The following is a 17,056-nucleotide window of genomic DNA, read 5'->3' on the forward strand; positions in this document are numbered from 1 at the left end:
ACCCTGTTAACTTGAATGTCGATGAAAACACACTTTGTGCTATTCGAATCAATCATTATTATCACCTGTCGAATTCAGGTGGGATAACGTTCGCCATTTTCCCGCCGGTAAGGCGGGCCTTACCGGTAACAATCCAGTGAGGTAAACAATGGACATAAATGCAGTCACGACGCCTGAAAAACCTGTCCTGCACTTGTTATGTGGAAAAATTGCATCAGGAAAATCCACGTTGTCAGCAAAATTAGGATCATCACCTGGGACTGTAATTGTCAGCGAGGATCACTGGCTGGCTACCCTCTTTGCTAATGAAATGCAATCCATATCTGATTATGTGCAGTATTCATTAAGACTAAGAAATGCCATGAAGCCTCATCTGGTGTCACTACTAAAAGCTGGTTTATCAGTAGTTCTTGATTTTCCGGCAAACACACAAACAAATCGTGAATGGATGATGAGCATTATTATGGAGTCAGGTGCCAGTAATCAGCTGCACTATCTGAAAGTTTCNGCCATGAAGCCTCATCTGGTGTCACTACTAAAAGCTGGTTTATCAGTAGTTCTTGATTTTCCGGCAAACACACAAACAAATCGTGAATGGATGATGAGCATTATTATGGAGTCAGGTGCCAGTAATCAGCTGCACTATCTGAAAGTTTCYGATGACGTATGTAAATCCCGCTTACGCGTGCGTAATGCAGAAGGAGAACATGAATTTTCGACCTCAGATCAACAATTTGAAATCATAACGCATTATTTCTCAGAACCAACTGCTGATGAAGGGTTTAATATCGTTGAATACAGCTGAATCTACCTTTCTACACATAAGCCGTCTGCTGGCGGCTTATTAATTCTTCTAGCTTTTATAGCAATATTCGATTCTACAATGTTTTCAACGTCTGCTTTTGGCACAGAGCGGACATTAATATCGTTGAATACAGCTGAATCTACCTTTCTACACATAAGCCGTCTGCTGGCGGCTTATTAATTCTTCTAGCTTTTATAGCAATATTCGATTCTACAATGTTTTCAACGTCTGCTTTTGGCACAGAGCGGACATTCATATTCATCTCCCTTCCTCTCTATCGGCCCGCCTCCACTCTCAGGTATGAATGCGTTTATCATTTTGTTTAGAAAAGCGATGGGCAGCACGGCCGCCCATTACTTTGCCGAATGGAAAAACAGCGGCCGTTAGCCCGGCCCCTCGCTCCCCGCCGCCAGCAGCGGCACCACCACGTCGCTGATGGGCACCGCAATGCCGTGTTTGCGGCCGTAGCGCTGGATGACGCCGTTGCGGATATCCCACTCCATCGGGCGATCCGCCTGACGGTCGGCCAGGAATGACAGCATAAAAGATCTGCACTGGCAGCTAACCAGACGGCTATATAAGCATCGGAAGTAGGATTTTCTGCTTAACCTCTTTAACCGTTTCAGGCATGTCGCTAGGGATTTGCGGGTATTCTGACGAACCGTTATGAGCTTTTAACCAATCAATAAATCGTTAAATAGATATAAACCTAATAACAAACCAAATATTTATTAGACTTTCAATCAATATTTACTTGATTAATACTTAAGTAAAACCACGGCATTAAACATTAATAAATTTTCCAGTTTCAAACCGTAAGATCCCACATTTTCTTAATTTATATCAACAAAAATGCAGATCATTTCATATCCAAATCGTACAAAAATTGACGACCCACTTTATAAGCGCTAGCGTCACCATGGTTACCTAACCAACTTAACCAAAAGGCTTTTTCAGGATTTTCTTAAATGGAGTTTTATACAAATGGCTATTCCCGCTTATTTATGGCTCAAAGACGACGGTGGTGCCGACATCAAAGGCTCTGTCGATATACATGGTCGTGAAGGAAGTATTGAGTTAATCGCACTGAACCACGGCGTAATGCAACCCACGGACAAGCATAACGGCAAAGCAACAAGTCTTCGCGTCCATTCCCCTTATTCTTTCGATAAAGAGATCGACGCCTCCAGCCCCTATTTGTACAAGGCAGTCAGTACAGGCCAGAAGCTAAAATCCGCAGAGGTGAAGTTTTACCATATCAACGATGCCGGCCAGGAAGTGGAATATTTTTCCACAATTATGGAGGGAGTGACGATCCTCAGCGTCTGTCCAATGATGCTTGACGTCAAAGATCCTGACTATGAGAAACATAAACATCTTGAGCTGGTAGAACTGCTGTATGAAAAAATTACCTGGCGCTATGTCGACGGTAACATCATGCATTCTGATAGCTGAAATGATCGCAAAACGGCATAAGGAGAACGTTATGGGATGGAAGTATGAGCAGTCTACCGGCAGGATGTATAAAGACGGTAAATTAATTGAGACCGGATATTCCGGTGCTCTTACGAATAAAAACAACCCGGACCGTCAGCATGTAAAGGGACTGGGGCCACTGCCTCGCGGGACATATAAAATCGCGGGTCATTCGAATTCAAAAGGACCAATTACAATCATCCTTGAGCAAACCTCCGGAGAGAGTTTTGGTCGCTCAGAATTCCGCATTCATGGTGACCACAAGTATGGTCCAGCCGGGTTTGCATCAGAGGGGTGCATCATTCTCTCACTGTCAACGCGACGTAAAATCCTTCGTGACGGCGGTGACCTTGAGGTCGTGCGATGAAATACCCTATCGTACTCCTGCTATGTGCGCTCGCCGTCCCAGCCATTGCAGCCAGCACTGACTGGTCATCAGCACTTAATGGAATCGCCTCTGGTGATGCACACTGGATTGAGCAAGCTCCTACCCTGTCTGCTACGGCTGACGTCAAGCAGGCGCAACAGCTGGAGGACGCCTTAGCCGCAGCGCTCATAACAAACACGAACGCAACGCTGAAAGCGCTCCGCGCCATTGACGCCGGAAAGTGGCCGCACATGATAGGCAGCGATATTGTCTGCACGCCGCCTTTAGAGAAATCCCCCGAAGAAATCGACGCGTTCTATCAGCGTACCCGCCGGGCGCTGCTGGAGACGGTTGAGGGTGCTCAGTGCCTCTGGATCCTGGAGGCAACAATGGAAGAGTTGAAAGCAGAGAAAGCCCGTCAGGCTAAGTAGAGACGCTACCCGGCGCACAACGGCCGGGTCTTTCCTTCACTCCAGACCCAGGCTCACCCCGGCCCCTCGCTCCCCGCCGCCAGCAGCGGCACCACTACATCGCTGATGGGCACCGCAATGCCGTGTTTGCGGCCGTAGCGCTGGATGACGCCGTTACGGATATCCCACTCCATCGGGCGATCCGCCTGACGGTCAGCGAGAATCGACGTACCCAAATCCACGGGCGCGCGTTGGAAGTTCGCCAGGATATCCTGCGCCACGTCATCGTTCAGCTTCGCCCCTTCAGCGCGGGCGACGGTCAGCCCTTCGCGCAGGTAGGCCAGCGCCAGCTCGCTGACATCCTCTCGCCTGAACATCCCGGCGCGGCGGTTGGCCAGCACCATAAGCCCGGCGACCGCGTTTTGCAGCAGCTTGCGCCAGGCGACGGTGGCGAAATCTTCCGAGAGCTCAACCGCGCAGCGCGTATCACGAAGCGCTTCGACTACCCGCTGCGCCTGGGGCGCGTCCGGTAGCGTCAGGCGCGGCTTCGCCCGGAGCCAGACGGAGGCATCCGGCTCGCGCTGCGCCGGGAACCAGACCACCGACGGCAGCACCGTTGCGCCACTGACCAAAGGCTCAAGCTGCGCCTTCTGCTCTACGCCGTTTTGCAGCGCGCAGACCACGGTGTTTTCATCGCACAGCGCGCGCAGCCATCCGGCGCTGTCGGAATTTTGCGTCGTTTTTACCGCCACAAAAACAAGATCTGCGGGGCGAGTAATGACGGACGGATCGGTGAATACCGGACCGGGCACAACCGTTTCCCCCTCGTCGTAACGCAGGCGTAATTCCGGATGCGCGGTGCGTCCGCAGAGTAGCGGCGTGCGGCCAGCGTCATGCAACACCGCGGCAATGGTGGTGCCAATCGCACCGGGACCAATCAGCGCAATCACTGGATTCTCAGACATGGTTAACCCCTCTTTTCGCTAAGCCTGCTAACAGTTATACCACCCTGAAAAGTGAGCGCCACGTCGTTGTCTATACTCAACACACAACAGACAACGGAGTGCGCCATGCCTTTACCTGATTTCAAATCCTCTGAACCGTTCACCCTCGGTATCGAACTCGAACTGCAGGTGGTTAACCCGCCGGGCTACGATCTGAGCCAGGACTCCTCTGCCCTCATCGCCGCCGTCAAAGACGACATCAAAGGGGGCGAAGTCAAACACGACATCACCGAAAGCATGCTCGAAATCGCCACCGGCGTGTGCCAGAACATTGACCAGGCGGCGGCGCAGTTCTCGGTGATGCAGCAGAGCATCCTGCGCGCGGCGGCGGAGCAGCACATCCAGATCTGCGGCGGCGGGACGCACCCGTTCCAGAAGTGGCAGCGTCAGGAGGTGTGCGACGACGAGCGCTATAACGTCACGCTGGAGCGCTTTGGCTACCTGATTTTGCAGGCAACGGTGTTCGGACAGCACGTGCACGTCGGCTGCCGGACCGGGGATGACGCCATTTATCTCCTGCACGGCCTGTCGCGCTTCGTGCCGCACTTTATCGCCCTGGCGGCCGCCTCGCCGTACATGCAGGGCACCGACACGAAGTTCTCCTCGTCGCGGCTCAATATCTTCTCCGGGTTCCCGGATAACGGCCAGATGCCGTGGGTTAACAGCTGGCAGGAGTTCGAGGGGCTTTTCCGACGCCTGAGCGCTACCAGCATGATCGACAGCATTAAAGATCTGCACTGGGATATTCGCCCCAGCCCGCACTTTGGCACCGTTGAGGTACGGGTGATGGATACCCCGCTGACGCTCGGCCACGCGATTAACATCGCCGGGCTGATCCAGGCGACGTCCCACTGGCTGCTGACCACGCGGCCGTATAAGCATCAGGAGCGGGATTTTCTGCTGTACCGCTTTAACCGTTTTCAGGCGTGTCGCTACGGGCTGGAGGGGGTTCTGACGGACGTGCATACCGGCGAGCACAAAACCGTGGCGGAGGATATCGCCTGGCTGCTGGAGCAGGTTGCGCCGTCGGCCGAGAAGCTCGGCGCAACGAGCGCAATTAATGAAATTGCCCTGCTGTTAAAGCAGGGCAAGAGCGAGGCGCAGCGCATGCGGGACTTCATCGCCGACGGCGGCTCGCTTATTTCTCTGGTTCAGAAGCACTGCGAGCTGTGGGCGACGAGTCCGTAAGGCCGTGGCCCCACTCGCGCAGGCGCTGGAACAGCACGAACAGCGCGGGGATAAACACAATCCCTACCACGGTTGCCACCAGCATGCCGCTGAACACCGTGGTGCCAATGATGCGGCGGCTCTGGGCACCCGCCCCGGTCGCCAGCATCATTGGCAGGACGCCGATGATGAACGACACGGCGGTCATCATCACCGCGCGGAAGCGGCGCGATGCCCCTTCCCGCGCGGCATCGACAATCGCCATCCCGTCCATCCGCCGCGCGCGGGCGAACTCCACGATAAGAATCGCGTTTTTCGCCGCTAACGCGATCAGCAAGACCAGACCGATCTGGACGTATACGTCGTTGGCGTAGCCCGCCAGCCACAGCCAGACCAGCGCCCCGCCGATGGCGAACAGCACCGAAAGCATCACGCTCGCCGGGAGCGTCCAGCTCTCGTACTGGGCGACGAGGAACAGCCACGCCATCACCACCGCCGCCAGCACAATCCATACCGCCTGGTTGCCGGTCTGCTGCTCCTGATACGACATGCCGCTCCAGGCGTAGTCGTACCCGGCAGGCAGGCTCTGCGCCAGAATTTCGCCCATCGCCGCCATCGCGGTGCTGCTGCTTACCCCTTCCGCTGCCGAACCGCTTACCGATACCGACGGGAACTGGTTGTACTGCTGAATAAATGGCGCGCCGACGGTCGGCGTGATGGTGACGAGGTTGCTCAGACGCACCCGCTCGCCGCTGTTGCTGCGCACGAACAGCTCGCTGATTTGCTCCGCGCGCTCGCGCCACTGCATCTCGTTCTGCATCACCACGTGGTAGACGCGGTTGTTGACGCTGAAATCCCCGGCGCGGGTGCCGCCGAAGGCGGTTTGCAGGCTGCTGAAGATGCGCGACACCGGCACGTCGAGGCGAGCCGCACGCTCGCGGTCAACGGTCAGCGTCAGCTGCGGCACGTTGCTGCTCCAGGTGGTGAACACGCGGCTCAGCTGCGGATGCTGGTTGGCTTTCGCCAGCACCTCACGCGTGACGCGCTCCAGCTCCGCCGGGCTCTGCCCCGCCTGCGCCTGAATGCGCAGGTCGAAGCCAGAGGCGTTGCCCAGCCCCGGCAGCGTCGGCGGCGCGAAGGTCATGATGGTCGCTTCCGGCAGGGCCAGCAGCTGGCGCTGAAGGGTGCCCATCACCTCGTCCAGCGGCGGGCGCTCGCTCCAGTCCTTCAGCATGATGGAGATAAACCCGCCGTTGGAGGCGCTGGTGCCGTTGAGGATGTTAAACCCGGAGACCTGAATGACGTCTTCCACCGCCGGGTTTTTAGCGATCAGCGCGCGCGCGGTAGCCATCACCGCTTCGGTGCGCTCCAGCGAGGCCGCCTCCGGCAGCTGGACGCTGGCGAAGAAGTAGCCCTGATCTTCCTGCGGAAGGAAGCCCTTTGGCATCGACATAAAGCTGAACGCCACTACTGCCGCCGCGCCTGCGGTGGCCAGCAGCGCCAGCCACGGACGCCGGTTGAATACGCTCACTATCCGGGTGTAAAGCGTGCGCGTGGCGTCCAGCCCACGGTTGAACCCACGGAAAATGGCGGCAGGCTTCGCCGGACGCGGGCGCAGTAGCATCGCGCAGAGCGCGGGCGTCAGGGTCAGCGCCACCAGGCTTGAGAGCGTGACGGCGGTGGAGAGCGTCACCGCGAACTGGCGGTACAGCTCGCCCACAATTCCCGGCAGGAGCGCCACCGGCACAAACACCGCCAGCAGCACCAGCGTGGTAGCAATCACCGGCCCGGCGATCTGGCGCAGCGCCAGCGCGGTCGCCGCCGTGCGGCTCTGCCCTTCCGCCATCAGGGTTTCGACGCTCTCAACCACCACGATGGCATCATCCACCACCATGGTCAGCGCCAGAATAATGGCGAACAGGCTCAGCGTGTTGGCGGAGTAGCCAAGCGCGTAGAGTACCGCAAAGGTGCCCACCAGCGACACCGGAATGGCGAGGGCGACAATCAGCGTCGCGCGCCAGCTTTGCAGGAACAGGGAAACGACCACCACAACCGCCAGCATGGTCAGCGCCAGCGAGACGCCAATCTCTTTAATGGTGGCGGCAACAAAGGTGGTGGTGTCGAATTTTACCTCGTAGACCAGGTCGTCCGGGAAGCGCGTCGAGAGACGATCCAGCTCCGCGCGCACCGCGTCGGCCACGCGCAGGGCGTTGGCGGACGGCGTTGGGTAGATGCCAAGGTAGGCGGAGTCATGCCCGTTCAGCTGGGCGCCGGAGCTGTAGCTGCGCGAGCCGAGCTCGATGGTGGCGACGTCCTTCAGGCGCACCAGCTGGCCCATCTCCCCGGCGCGAATAATGATGTCGGCAAAGTCTTCGGCCTGGCTTAAGCGCCCCAGCCCGTTGATGGTCAGCGTCTGCTGCTGGCCGTTGAATACCGGTGGCGTACCGATCTGGCCCGCCGCTCCCTGCACGTTCTGCTCGCGCAGCGCCTGCGCCACGTCATCGGTGGTCACGTTCAGGGCGTTCATGCGGTCCGGACGCAGCCAGATGCGCATGCTGTAGTCCCGCGCGCCAAACATCTGCACCTGTCCCACGCCCGGCAGACGCGACAGCGCCTCGCGCACCTGCGTGCTGGCGTAGTTGCTGACAAACAGCGGCGTGTGGGTGTTGTTCGGTGAGTAAAGGCTTACACCCATCATCAGGTTGGTGGCGCGCTTGCGCACCTGCACGCCGTTTTGCTGTGCCTCGGTCGGCAGCTGCGCCACGGCCTGCGCCACGCGGTTTTGCACGTCGATGGCGGCGAGGTCCGGATCGGTCCCCGCCGCAAAAGTGATGTTCAGGCTGTAGGTGCCTTCATCCGAGCTGGTGGACTCCATATAGAGCATATGATCCACCCCGTTAAGCTGCGTCTCCAGCGGCGTGGCGATGGCCTCCGCCACGTCAGCCGAGCTGGCGCCCGGCCAGCTGGCAGAAACATTCACCACCGGCGGGGTGATCTGCGGATACTGCTCTACCGGAATAATCCTCAGCGCGATGGCCCCCAGCAGGGTGATGACCAGCGCAATCACCATCGCGAAGCGCGGGCGTTTGATAAAAAACGTCAGCATGATGGCTCCTTAATTGAGTATCTGGACGGCAGCGCCGGGCTGCACGCGCTGCGCGCCGTCGGTAATCGCTCGCTCACCGGGCTTCACGCCGGAGGCAATCTGAAACTGCTGGCCGATCTGGCCGGCCACGTTCAGCGGGCGCCTTTCGGCGTTGCCGTCGGCGTTAACCACCCAGGCGAAGAACCCGTCGCCGTTCTGCTGGACCGCGGCGGCAGGCAGCGTCAGCACCGGCAACTCGCTCGCCGGACGCAGGTAGACATTCACGTTGCCGCCGGGCAGCAGCTGGTGGCGCGGGTTAGCGAACTCGGCGCGCAGCATCACGCTGGCGGTGCGCGGGTCGATGCGGTTGTCCACGGACGTCAGTTCCCCGCCGACGCGCTGACCGTTGCTGTCGATCAGCGCCTGCCAGGCCTGCTTCATGGCGCTGATATCTGCGTGCTGTCCGGCTTTGGTGGCAAACGCCCCCTCCTCCAGCGCAAAGGCGATGCGGATGGGATCGAGCTGCACCACCTCCACCAGCACGCCGCTGGCAGGATTCACCAGGCTGCCCACATGGAACTGGCTGTGGCCCACGCGACCGTCAATCGGCGAGGTGATGCGGGTGTAGTTCAGGGTGACGCTGCGGGTGTCGAGCCGGGCTTTCGCCTGCTCCAGCGCGGCGCTCGCCACGTCGCGCTGCATGCGGGCGTTGTCCACGTCGTGACGGCTGATGGCGTTGCTGTTGCCCAGGCTTTCGAAGCGGGAAAGCTGCTGCTGCGCCTGACGCAGCGTGGCTTCAGCGCTTCTCACTTCGGCCTGCGCCAGACGCAGGGCAGCGCGCGGCTCGGCGTCGTCCAGCTCGAACAGCACGTCGCCTTTTTTCACGTACTGCCCGTCGCGGAAGTTGATTTTCGTTATCACGCCTTCCGTACGCGCGCGCAGCTCAACGGTGTGAATGGCTTCGATGCGGCCTGGGATCTGGCGCTCGGCGGCATGGGCGGTCTGCTCCACGGTGGCGACGCGAACGGGGACCGCGGCGGCGAAGACGGGTTGCAGGGTACTGACAAGAAGGGCGAACAGGAGTGGAAGTTTCATGGGAGTACCTCAGCGTTGTTTCTCCCCCCACCCCGGCTCTCTCCCCAAAGGGGCGAGGGTTAGGGTGAGGGGTAAGATTTTCGTTATGCAGCCTTACGGAACCTGCGGGTCAGTCGCTTCTCGATTTCGACGACGAAGAACATCCCCCCAGCCACCGCCAGCGTCACGAACCAGTAGCGCAGCGGCAGCGCTTCGGTGCCGAACAGCATCTGCATAAACGGCAGGTAGATAATCGCCGCCTGGAGCAGGAACAGTACGCCCGTCACCAGCCAGATCCCTTTGTTCGCCAGCAGGCCGCGGTTGAGGGAGAACCCTTCGGTGTTGCGGCAGTTAATCATGTACACCCACTGGGCGCAGACCAGCATCTGCAGCAGCACGGTGCGGATGAACTCCGCGCTGTGCCCGCGCGGGGCCAGCCAGGCTTCAAGCGCAAAGGCGGCGATGGCAATCATGGTGCCGACGAAGGCCACGCGCCACACGGCGTAGGCGTCCATTACGTGCTGCCCGGTCTGGCGCGGCGGGCGGCGCATGATGTTGCGCTCGGCGGCCTCAAAGGCCAGGCCGAAGGAGAGCGTGGCGGAGGTCGCCATGTTCATCCACAAAATCAGCACTGGCGTTAGCGGAATGATGTTCCCCGCCAGCAGCGCAATCACAATCAGCAGCCCCTGCGCCAGGTTGGTCGGCATGATGAACAGGATGGTTTTCTTCAGGTTGTCGTAAACGCGACGCCCCTCTTTCACCGCGCTGGCGATGGTGGCGAAGTTATCGTCCGTCAGGACCATGTCCGCCGCCTCTTTGGTGACTTCCGTGCCTTTGATGCCCATCGCGATGCCGACGTCCGCCTGGCGCAGCGCCGGGGCATCGTTTACGCCGTCGCCGGTCATGCCGACAATTTCGCCTTTATCCTGCAACGCTTTTACCAGGCGCAGCTTATGCTCCGGGCTGGTACGGGCGAAGATGTCATACTTCACCGCCGCTTCCGCCAGCTCGGCGTCGTCCATTTTCTCCAGCTGATAGCCGGTGACCGCCTGCTCGCTGTTGCTGATCCCCAGCATCTGGCCGATGCTCATCGCCGTCTGCGGGTGATCGCCGGTGATCATCTTGACGCGGATCCCCGCCTGCTGGCAGGCGTTAATCGCATCAATCGCTTCCGGGCGCGGCGGATCCATCATTCCGGCGATGCCGAGGAAGATCAGGCCGTGGCTCAGGTCGTCGTGCGTCAGCTCCTGCCCGCCGTTCGCCGGCTTGAACGCCGCGGCGACCATGCGCAGCCCCTGACGCGCATAGCGCTCCATCTCCGTTTCCCAGTACGCACGGTTGAACGCTTGCGCACCGTTACGCGTCTGCTGCTGGTTGCACAGGGCGAAAATGACGTCCGGCGCGCCGGTAATCAAAATCTGATCCTCACCGCCAATCTGGTAGTGGGTGCTCATGTACTTGTACTGAGAATCGAACGGGATCTTGTTAATCAGCGTGGTCGCCACCGGCTCAAGGCTGGCCTTCGCCGCCAGCACCTTCAGCGCGCCCTCGGTCGGCCCACCGGTAATGCCCCACAGGCCGCGCTCGTCCTGAATCAGCTGGCTGTCGTTGCACAGGTCAACGGTGCGCAGATACTGCTCCAGGACGGTGCCCGGCTGGATCTGCACCGGCTCGTCGCTGCCTTCCAGGTAGATATTGCCTACCGGCTCGTAGCTGTTGCCGTCCACGCGGTAGCAGACGTCGGCGGTGATGATGGCTTTTACCGTCATCTCGTTCATGGTCAGGGTCCCGGTTTTATCCGAGCAGACCACGGTCATCGCGCCCAGGGTTTCAACCGTCGGCAGCTTGCGGATAATCGCCCGCTTGCGCGCCATCGCCTGTACGCCCAGGGAGAGGATGATGGAGATAATCGCCGGCAGGCCTTCCGGTACGGAGGCGACCGCCAGGCTGATCAGGGAGAGCAGCAGCTCGCCCATCGGGATCTCGCGGAACATCAGGCTGAAGACGAACAGCGCGGCCATCATCGCCAGAATAATGACGAAGATGGCTTTACCCAGCTTGTCCATCTGCACCAGCAGCGGGGTGCGGTGCTTTTCAATGCCCGCCATCATCTGGTTGATGTGGCCGAGCTCCGTATCCTTACCGGTCGCGGTGACCACGCCGACGCCGCCGCCTGCGCTCACGGTCGTCCCGGAAAAGACCATATTGGTGCGGTCGCCCAGCGGTAATTCGCCGCTCAGCGGATTCGTGTGTTTATCCACCACGGTGGACTCACCGGTGAGAATCGCCTCCTCCACGCGTAAATTATGCGCCTCGATTAAACGCATATCCGCCGGAATACGATCCCCCGCGCGCAATACAATAATATCGCCCGGAACTATTTCCGTCGTTGGTATGGTTTCATGGCTGCCGTTACGAATAACGCGCGCCTCGCTGGAAAGCATATTGCGAATACTCTTCAGCGATTTTTCCGCGTTGCTTTCCTGAATGTGGCCAATTAGCGCATTGATGACCGCCACGCCCAAAATTACCAGCGTATCGACCCAGTGACCCATTACCGCCGTTAATACCGCGGCGGCCAGCAGAACGTAAATCAGCACATCGTTAAAATGGGCCAAAAAACGCAGCCAGGCGGGTTTGCCTTTTTTCTCCGGCAGCGCGTTCGGCCCTGTTTTTTGCAGACGCGCCTGCGCCTCTGCACGATCCAGACCGCTGGCCTGGCTCTGCACGTGGGTAAGCACCTGCTCTGCGGTCTGCTGGTATGCCAGCCCGCCGGAAGGCGGCACGTTTGGGGAGTATTTTTTTTCAGTCATCATATTTTTCCTTCAATATCCGGTGAACAGAAGCCTGAATTCCTTTCTGGCTTAAATAAATTGATTTTAAAGTCTTGTGGGTAAAATTGATCTACCGCAATATATTTACCACTGGGTTATTCAAAATTGATTAAAATTATTTCGACGAGCTGATTTTTACAAAATATTTCTAAACCAATCCTAAACGAGGGGGAACCATGTTTGGTATTTATCGCGGACGGCGCCTGGCGTTATACATTGTCGCAGCCATTGTTATTGCGACGTTAATTGGATATAGCACCTATATGTTTGTAAAATTATTTTCGTGATGCAGACATTTATTTACATAGCGCGATATTAATTTAATCATCAGGATTAAATTATTCTCCTTCCGAGCATTATTCTTCGGGTGAAGGAATTATTTAATTAAAAAAGGGCCGACGGGTTGATATTGCTTTACGTTAAAGGATGCCGGACAATGACATTTTTAACTGACGATTAACATTACGATGAAACACCCGTTGGAATCGCTGCTGACTGCGGGGGGCATTTTATTGATGGCCCTGATCTCTTGCTTACTGCTACCCGCGCCGTCGCTGGGTCTGGTGCTGGCGCAGAAGCTGGTTCAAACCTTTCATATGGTCGACCTGAACCAGCTCTACACCATTTTGTTCTGCGTGTGGTTTTTACTGCTCGGCGCTATCGAATTCTTCATCCTGCGTTTCGTCTGGCGCCGCTGGTTTTCACTGGCGTCGTAGGCCAATAAAAAAGCCGGGTAGCAGCGATGCCTTACCCGGCCTTTGTTTCGTCAATTTCAATGCGCCCGACTATGGTTCTCTTTGCGGTAAGCCCCGGGCGGCTGATGGAAGGTGCGGGTAAAGATGCGCGTAAACGTCTGCTGCGATTCAAAGCCGTAGCGCAGGCAGATTTCGTACACGCGCTCGTCAGATTCACGCAGATCCCGCGCCGCCAGCAGCAGCTTGCGCTCGCGGATGTAGCGCCCCAGGCTTTCGCCTTTGTACTGCATAAACAGCCGTTGTAAATGCCACTTGGAGTAACCCGCGTGGCGGGCGATCTCTTCGATGCGTAGCGGCTGGTGTAGGTTGTCATCGATCCATTCGACAATCGTATCAATGACCTGAGCGGAAATCGTCATGCTGCTCTCCCCCTCTGTTTCTTGGTTCAACATTATTCCCACCACTCACGAAATTGTTGCGTGCTATCGCTCACCCGGACCGGCTCACCCAGTTCCGGCGTCAGCAGCCGATAGTTTTTGTCCTTGCTGGCCCGCGCCAGCTGGATCAGCGGATCGTTCCAGGTGTGTTTCGCCAGCACGAAGCGTCCGTTATGCCCCGGCACCACCGCTTTCGCATTGAGGTCCGCCGAGGCCTGCGCCGTTTCATCCGGCAGCATGTGGATGTACTTCCAGTCCTGGTCGTACTGGCCGTTTTCCATGATGGCTAAATCCACTTCACCAAACTGTTCGCCGATGGCCTTAAAGTGCGGGCCATAACCGGAATCGCCGCTGTAGTAGACCTTCTGCTCTGGCGTGACAAACATGAAGCTGCCCCACAGGGTCTGGTCACGCTTAATGCCGCGCCCCGAGAAGTGGCGCGCGGGCAGGACATGAACCGTCAGCGCATCGCTGATGTGCACCGACTGGTTCCAGTCCTGTTCGTCGATAATCTCAGGCTTCATTCCCCAGTAGCGCAGGTGGGATCCCACGCCGAGCGGCGTAACGACGCGCTTCACCTTCGGCAGCAGCGCCCGGAAGGTGGCGTAGTCCAGATGGTCGTAGTGATCGTGCGAGATAATCAGCAGGTCGATTTCCGGCATGCTCTCCGCGCGCCACGGATACTCTCCCGCAAACGCTTTATTGAGGAACGAGAACGGCGCGGCGTAGTTGCCGAGGACCGGGTCGATCAGAATGCGTTTTCCCGCCAGCTGCATATACCACGAGGAGTGGCCGAGCCACACCAGCGTATCCTGCTCCAGAGGCAGGCTCGCCAGATCGGTTTTCACCAGCGGCAGCGGCTGCGCCGGACGAGCGTTTTCGGTTTTACGGGTCAGGAACTGCCACCACGCCACCAGCATGTTTTGCTGCCCGGTAAAGCCAGGCGTCGGGAGCGCGTTGTGGAACTTTCCGTCGCGATAGTGCGGAGAAGCCTCCACTTGTGTGAGCTGCGCACCCTGCGGCGGCTGGCCAAATCCGGCATTCAGAACAAACGGTAAACTCGTAGCTGAAGCAATAATCATGAGGAACACCACGCAGATGAAGAGAGGCTTTTTCATATCCTGACCCGAAAACGCGCGCCATCCGATGGTTTACGCGAGGGAAACTTGATTATGAGTGAGTAAGCACTCATTATAGATATGATGATAAAGTCGTCAAGACGTTTTCGATCTTTGACATTCCGCGTTGCAGCGTGTCAAAGCACGTGTTTCAATCAGGGTTTTTATAATTGAAAGGGGGAAAAATTTAGTGGCACGTCCGAAGAGTGAAGATAAAAAACAGGCCTTACTGGAAGCCGCGACGGTGGCATTTGCACAGTCAGGTATTGCCGCCTCAACGGCGTTAATTGCCCGTAATGCGGGCGTCGCTGAAGGCACGCTGTTTCGCTACTTTGCTACTAAAGACGATCTGCTGAATGCCCTTTACCTGCACCTCAAGCAGGATCTCTGCCAGACCATGCTGGCGAACCTCGATCGCACCCTCACGCTTCCTAAAGAGCATACCCGCAATATCTGGAACAGCTACGTGGACTGGGGGATTCGTAACCCCGTGGCGCATGCGGCGATCCGCCAGATTGGCGTGAGTGAAAAGCTGAGCGCTGAAACGGAACAGGCGGTGAAAGAGATGTTCCCGGAACTTCACGAGCTATGCCGCCGTTCGGTGCGCCCGGTGTTTATGTCCGATGAATTCAAAACGTTTGGCGATGCGCTTTTCTTATCGCTGGCGGAAACCACCATGGAGTTTGCCACCCGCGATCCGTCCCGCGCCACCGATTTTAAAGCGCTGGGTTTCGAAGCCATGTGGCGCGGGCTGGCTCAGGAGGATAACGATGGACAGTAAATCCCTGCAGGCGCACGCAAAACGCGTCGCGCTGGAGATGCCTTTCACCGAACACTGCTGGCCGTTTGGCCCCGAGTACGACGTGTTTAAGGTGGGCGGGAAAATTTTTATGCTGATGGCCACCGCGCACGGACGCCCCCACGTTAGCCTGAAATCCGACCCGGAAAAATCCCTGTTAAATCAGCAGATTTACCGTGGCGTTGAGCCGGGCTACCACCTCAATAAAAAACACTGGATTTCGCTTTACGGCACCGAGGACATCACGCCAGAACTGGTCGCCGACCTGATCGAGGATTCGTGGAACCTGGTCGTCGATAAGCTGCCGAAAAAAGACCAGAAATGGATACGCCCTGCCTGATTGTTCGTCTGTCCCGAACAGTATAACCGCTCGAATCGCACTTATCTTTTGCCGCTTCGCGCGGTAATCTGCTCTCCTTTCGCGCCCGCGCACGGGCGAATTTCATTACCAGGAGTAGTTATGGATATCATTTCTGTCGCCCTGAAACGCCACTCTACCAAGGCGTTCGACCCAACCAAAAAACTGACCGCTGAAGAAGCAGAGAAAATCAAAACCCTGCTGCAGTACAGCCCGTCCAGCACCAACTCCCAGCCGTGGCACTTCATTGTGGCCAGCACCGAGGAAGGTAAAGCCCGCGTGGCGAAATCCGCGGCGGGCACTTACGTGTTCAACGAACGCAAAATGCTGGACGCCTCTCACGTGGTGGTGTTCTGCGCGAAAACCGCGATGGACGACGCCTGGCTTGAACGCGTTGTCGACCAGGAAGAGGCCGATGGCCGTTTCAACACGCCGGAAGCCAAAGCCGCGAACCATAAGGGCCGCACCTACTTCGCCGACATGCACCGTGTGGATCTGAAAGATGACGACCAGTGGATGGCGAAACAGGTTTACCTGAACGTCGGTAACTTCCTGCTGGGCGTGGGCGCGATGGGCCTGGACGCGGTGCCGATTGAAGGCTTTGACGCGGCGATTCTGGATGAAGAGTTTGGTCTGAAAGAGAAAGGCTTCACCAGCCTGGTGGTGGTCCCGGTTGGGCATCACAGCGTGGAAGATTTTAACGCCACGCTGCCGAAGTCTCGTCTGCCGCTGAGCACGATTGTGACTGAGTGCTGATTCAAACGGGTCGCTGCACGCGGCCCGTTACGTTTTACTGATGACCAGCCTGCGGTGTGGATGCACATCGCGATCGCTTCCCCAGGCAAAGGCAATCCAGCGCTCTTCCAGCTCGGCGTAACAGTTTACGGGCGTTAACGTCCATTCTTCTCCCACTGTACCGTCTGCCACGCTAATGCGATAGTTCATGGTGAACGCCCAGTCGATCATGCGCAGCCAGAACCGTTGTCCGTCCCCCGTTTGCTCGCTGTCGGAGACTACGATGTCGTATTCGCTGAGCACCCACTGGAAAAATAATTGCGGTAATCCGCTTATTACGCGCTGGTGGACGGCGCGCGGGGTGCGCCATACCATCACCTGCGTGGCGGCACCGTGGGGAAAGGTAATTTCTTTATGAAATGTAAGCTTCACGGCATACGCCGTATAAGGCTTACCGTCATCGGTAGTCACGAGACGATATTCATCACCATAACGCGATTTTAAAAGCCGGTATCCGACAGGCAGCAAGAACCCCGGCAGATGAAAATCCGCAGTACCCCGCGCCAGAAATGCTTCGGTATGTTCGACGTTTCGGGAGATAAGCCCAAGTTTTTGGCTGAACTCTGCGGAATCAATCATTAGTTGTTTCTCATCGCATAAGTATAGTCAACTTAACTTCCAATAGAAATCGC

16 protein-coding genes and 1 pseudogene are annotated in these 17,056 nt (G+C 57.5%); 9 read left to right on the forward strand and 8 right to left on the reverse strand.

Features of this window, described 5'->3' with window-relative positions:
* Positions 1-148 precede the first annotated feature (148 nt).
* Complete coding sequence (locus tag A6013_RS25250) at positions 149-805, forward strand: ATP-binding protein (protein ID WP_083275083.1); 657 nt, start codon at positions 149-151, stop codon at positions 803-805.
* Between the two features lie 383 nt (positions 806-1,188).
* Here A6013_RS25250 and A6013_RS13225 read toward each other — a convergent pair.
* A pseudogene (locus A6013_RS13225) lies at positions 1,189-1,341 on the reverse strand (ketopantoate reductase C-terminal domain-containing protein); the annotation flags it as partial.
* Positions 1,342-1,789: 448 nt separating this feature from the next.
* On the opposite strand from A6013_RS13225, the gene tssD reads away from it, so the two are divergent.
* Genes tssD through A6013_RS13240 form a run of 3 tightly spaced genes read left to right on the forward strand, consistent with a single transcriptional unit; the run spans position 1,790 to position 3,079 of the window.
* On the forward strand, positions 1,790-2,260 hold the full coding sequence (tssD, locus tag A6013_RS13230; protein ID WP_069733218.1) for a type VI secretion system tube protein TssD: 471 nt from the start codon (positions 1,790-1,792) through the stop codon (positions 2,258-2,260).
* A 31-nt stretch (positions 2,261-2,291) separates the two neighbouring features.
* Complete coding sequence (locus A6013_RS13235) at positions 2,292-2,648, forward strand: tlde1 domain-containing protein (protein WP_063154757.1); 357 nt, start codon at positions 2,292-2,294, stop codon at positions 2,646-2,648.
* Positions 2,645-3,079, forward strand: a complete 435-nt coding sequence (locus A6013_RS13240) for a hypothetical protein (protein WP_069733219.1) — start codon at positions 2,645-2,647, stop codon at positions 3,077-3,079. The genes A6013_RS13235 and A6013_RS13240 overlap by 4 nt, the downstream gene beginning before the upstream one ends.
* Positions 3,080-3,132: 53 nt before the next feature.
* Here A6013_RS13240 and A6013_RS13245 read toward each other — a convergent pair whose 3' ends face one another.
* On the reverse strand, positions 3,133-4,023 hold the full coding sequence (locus A6013_RS13245; RefSeq protein WP_069733220.1) for an oxidoreductase: 891 nt from the start codon (positions 4,021-4,023) through the stop codon (positions 3,133-3,135).
* A gap of 105 nt (positions 4,024-4,128) precedes the next feature.
* Here A6013_RS13245 and A6013_RS13250 point away from each other — a divergent pair, with 105 nt between their 5' ends.
* On the forward strand, positions 4,129-5,250 hold the full coding sequence (locus A6013_RS13250) for a YbdK family carboxylate-amine ligase (protein WP_047367655.1): 1,122 nt from the start codon (positions 4,129-4,131) through the stop codon (positions 5,248-5,250).
* Here A6013_RS13250 and A6013_RS13255 read toward each other — a convergent pair.
* The 3 genes from A6013_RS13255 to A6013_RS13265 all read right to left on the reverse strand — a co-directional run bounded on the left by A6013_RS13255 (position 5,201) and on the right by A6013_RS13265 (position 12,201).
* Positions 5,201-8,335 carry an efflux RND transporter permease subunit gene (locus A6013_RS13255; RefSeq protein WP_069733221.1) on the reverse strand — a complete coding sequence of 1,045 codons (3,135 nt, stop codon included), beginning with the start codon at positions 8,333-8,335 and terminating at the stop codon, positions 5,201-5,203. The two genes, A6013_RS13250 and A6013_RS13255, sit on opposite strands and share 50 nt — an antisense overlap.
* A gap of 9 nt (positions 8,336-8,344) precedes the next feature.
* Positions 8,345-9,409, reverse strand: coding sequence for an efflux RND transporter periplasmic adaptor subunit (locus A6013_RS13260; RefSeq protein ID WP_069733222.1), 1,065 nt, complete (start codon positions 9,407-9,409; stop codon positions 8,345-8,347).
* Positions 9,410-9,492: 83 nt separating this feature from the next.
* Complete coding sequence (locus A6013_RS13265) at positions 9,493-12,201, reverse strand: cation-transporting P-type ATPase (RefSeq protein WP_069733223.1); 2,709 nt, start codon at positions 12,199-12,201, stop codon at positions 9,493-9,495.
* 488 nt (positions 12,202-12,689) lie between these two features.
* Between A6013_RS13265 and A6013_RS13270 the strand changes: the two genes are divergently transcribed.
* Entirely contained in the window at positions 12,690-12,938 is a 249-nt protein-coding gene (locus A6013_RS13270; protein ID WP_041910998.1) for a DUF1158 domain-containing protein, read from the forward strand.
* A 56-nt stretch (positions 12,939-12,994) separates the two neighbouring features.
* Here A6013_RS13270 and A6013_RS13275 read toward each other — a convergent pair whose 3' ends face one another.
* Both A6013_RS13275 and A6013_RS13280 read right to left on the reverse strand, forming a co-directional pair.
* The gene (locus A6013_RS13275; RefSeq protein ID WP_028012253.1) at positions 12,995-13,336 is read right to left on the reverse strand and encodes a RamA family antibiotic efflux transcriptional regulator; all 342 of its coding nucleotides are present in this window, start codon (positions 13,334-13,336) and stop codon (positions 12,995-12,997) included.
* 32 nt (positions 13,337-13,368) lie between these two features.
* Complete coding sequence (locus A6013_RS13280; protein WP_069733224.1) at positions 13,369-14,472, reverse strand: RomA family MBL fold metallo-hydrolase; 1,104 nt, start codon at positions 14,470-14,472, stop codon at positions 13,369-13,371.
* A 190-nt stretch (positions 14,473-14,662) separates the two neighbouring features.
* On the opposite strand from A6013_RS13280, the gene A6013_RS13285 reads away from it, so the two are divergent.
* The 3 genes from A6013_RS13285 to nfsB all read left to right on the forward strand — a co-directional run bounded on the left by A6013_RS13285 (position 14,663) and on the right by nfsB (position 16,385).
* Complete coding sequence (locus tag A6013_RS13285; protein ID WP_028012251.1) at positions 14,663-15,253, forward strand: TetR/AcrR family transcriptional regulator; 591 nt, start codon at positions 14,663-14,665, stop codon at positions 15,251-15,253.
* Positions 15,243-15,611: an MmcQ/YjbR family DNA-binding protein gene (locus A6013_RS13290; protein ID WP_028012250.1), complete on the forward strand. Its 369-nt coding sequence runs from the start codon at positions 15,243-15,245 to the stop codon at positions 15,609-15,611. The genes A6013_RS13285 and A6013_RS13290 overlap by 11 nt, the downstream gene beginning before the upstream one ends.
* A 120-nt stretch (positions 15,612-15,731) precedes the next feature.
* Entirely contained in the window at positions 15,732-16,385 is a 654-nt protein-coding gene (nfsB, locus tag A6013_RS13295) for an oxygen-insensitive NAD(P)H nitroreductase (RefSeq protein WP_047367650.1), read from the forward strand.
* Positions 16,386-16,412: 27 nt separating this feature from the next.
* Here nfsB and A6013_RS13300 read toward each other — a convergent pair whose 3' ends face one another.
* A complete protein-coding gene (locus A6013_RS13300) occupies positions 16,413-17,003 on the reverse strand; it encodes a hypothetical protein (RefSeq protein WP_069733225.1) in 591 nt (196 codons plus the stop codon).
* Positions 17,004-17,056: the final 53 nt, after the last annotated feature.

Source organism: Enterobacter sp. IF2SW-B1 (assembly GCF_001743375.1).
In the GTDB taxonomy this organism is placed as follows: Bacteria; Pseudomonadota; Gammaproteobacteria; order Enterobacterales; family Enterobacteriaceae; genus Enterobacter; species Enterobacter bugandensis.

What these genes read in the sequence shown, in the direction of transcription:
- tssD (WP_069733218.1), top strand. Translation starts at nt 1,790, where the DNA reads ATGGCTATTCCCGCTTATTTATGGCTCAAAGACGACGGTGGTGCCGAC.
- A6013_RS13265 (WP_069733223.1), bottom strand. Translation starts at nt 12,201, where the DNA reads ATGACTGAAAAAAAATACTCCCCAAACGTGCCGCCTTCCGGCGGGCTG.
- A6013_RS13250 (WP_047367655.1), top strand. Translation starts at nt 4,129, where the DNA reads ATGCCTTTACCTGATTTCAAATCCTCTGAACCGTTCACCCTCGGTATC.
- A6013_RS13290 (WP_028012250.1), top strand. Translation starts at nt 15,243, where the DNA reads ATGGACAGTAAATCCCTGCAGGCGCACGCAAAACGCGTCGCGCTGGAG.
- A6013_RS13255 (WP_069733221.1), bottom strand. Translation starts at nt 8,335, where the DNA reads ATGCTGACGTTTTTTATCAAACGCCCGCGCTTCGCGATGGTGATTGCG.
- A6013_RS13270 (WP_041910998.1), top strand. Translation starts at nt 12,690, where the DNA reads ATGAAACACCCGTTGGAATCGCTGCTGACTGCGGGGGGCATTTTATTG.
- nfsB (WP_047367650.1), top strand. Translation starts at nt 15,732, where the DNA reads ATGGATATCATTTCTGTCGCCCTGAAACGCCACTCTACCAAGGCGTTC.
- A6013_RS13240 (WP_069733219.1), top strand. Translation starts at nt 2,645, where the DNA reads ATGAAATACCCTATCGTACTCCTGCTATGTGCGCTCGCCGTCCCAGCC.
- A6013_RS13275 (WP_028012253.1), bottom strand. Translation starts at nt 13,336, where the DNA reads ATGACGATTTCCGCTCAGGTCATTGATACGATTGTCGAATGGATCGAT.
- A6013_RS13260 (WP_069733222.1), bottom strand. Translation starts at nt 9,409, where the DNA reads ATGAAACTTCCACTCCTGTTCGCCCTTCTTGTCAGTACCCTGCAACCC.
- A6013_RS13245 (WP_069733220.1), bottom strand. Translation starts at nt 4,023, where the DNA reads ATGTCTGAGAATCCAGTGATTGCGCTGATTGGTCCCGGTGCGATTGGC.
- A6013_RS13280 (WP_069733224.1), bottom strand. Translation starts at nt 14,472, where the DNA reads ATGAAAAAGCCTCTCTTCATCTGCGTGGTGTTCCTCATGATTATTGCT.
- A6013_RS13300 (WP_069733225.1), bottom strand. Translation starts at nt 17,003, where the DNA reads ATGATTGATTCCGCAGAGTTCAGCCAAAAACTTGGGCTTATCTCCCGA.
- A6013_RS13235 (WP_063154757.1), top strand. Translation starts at nt 2,292, where the DNA reads ATGGGATGGAAGTATGAGCAGTCTACCGGCAGGATGTATAAAGACGGT.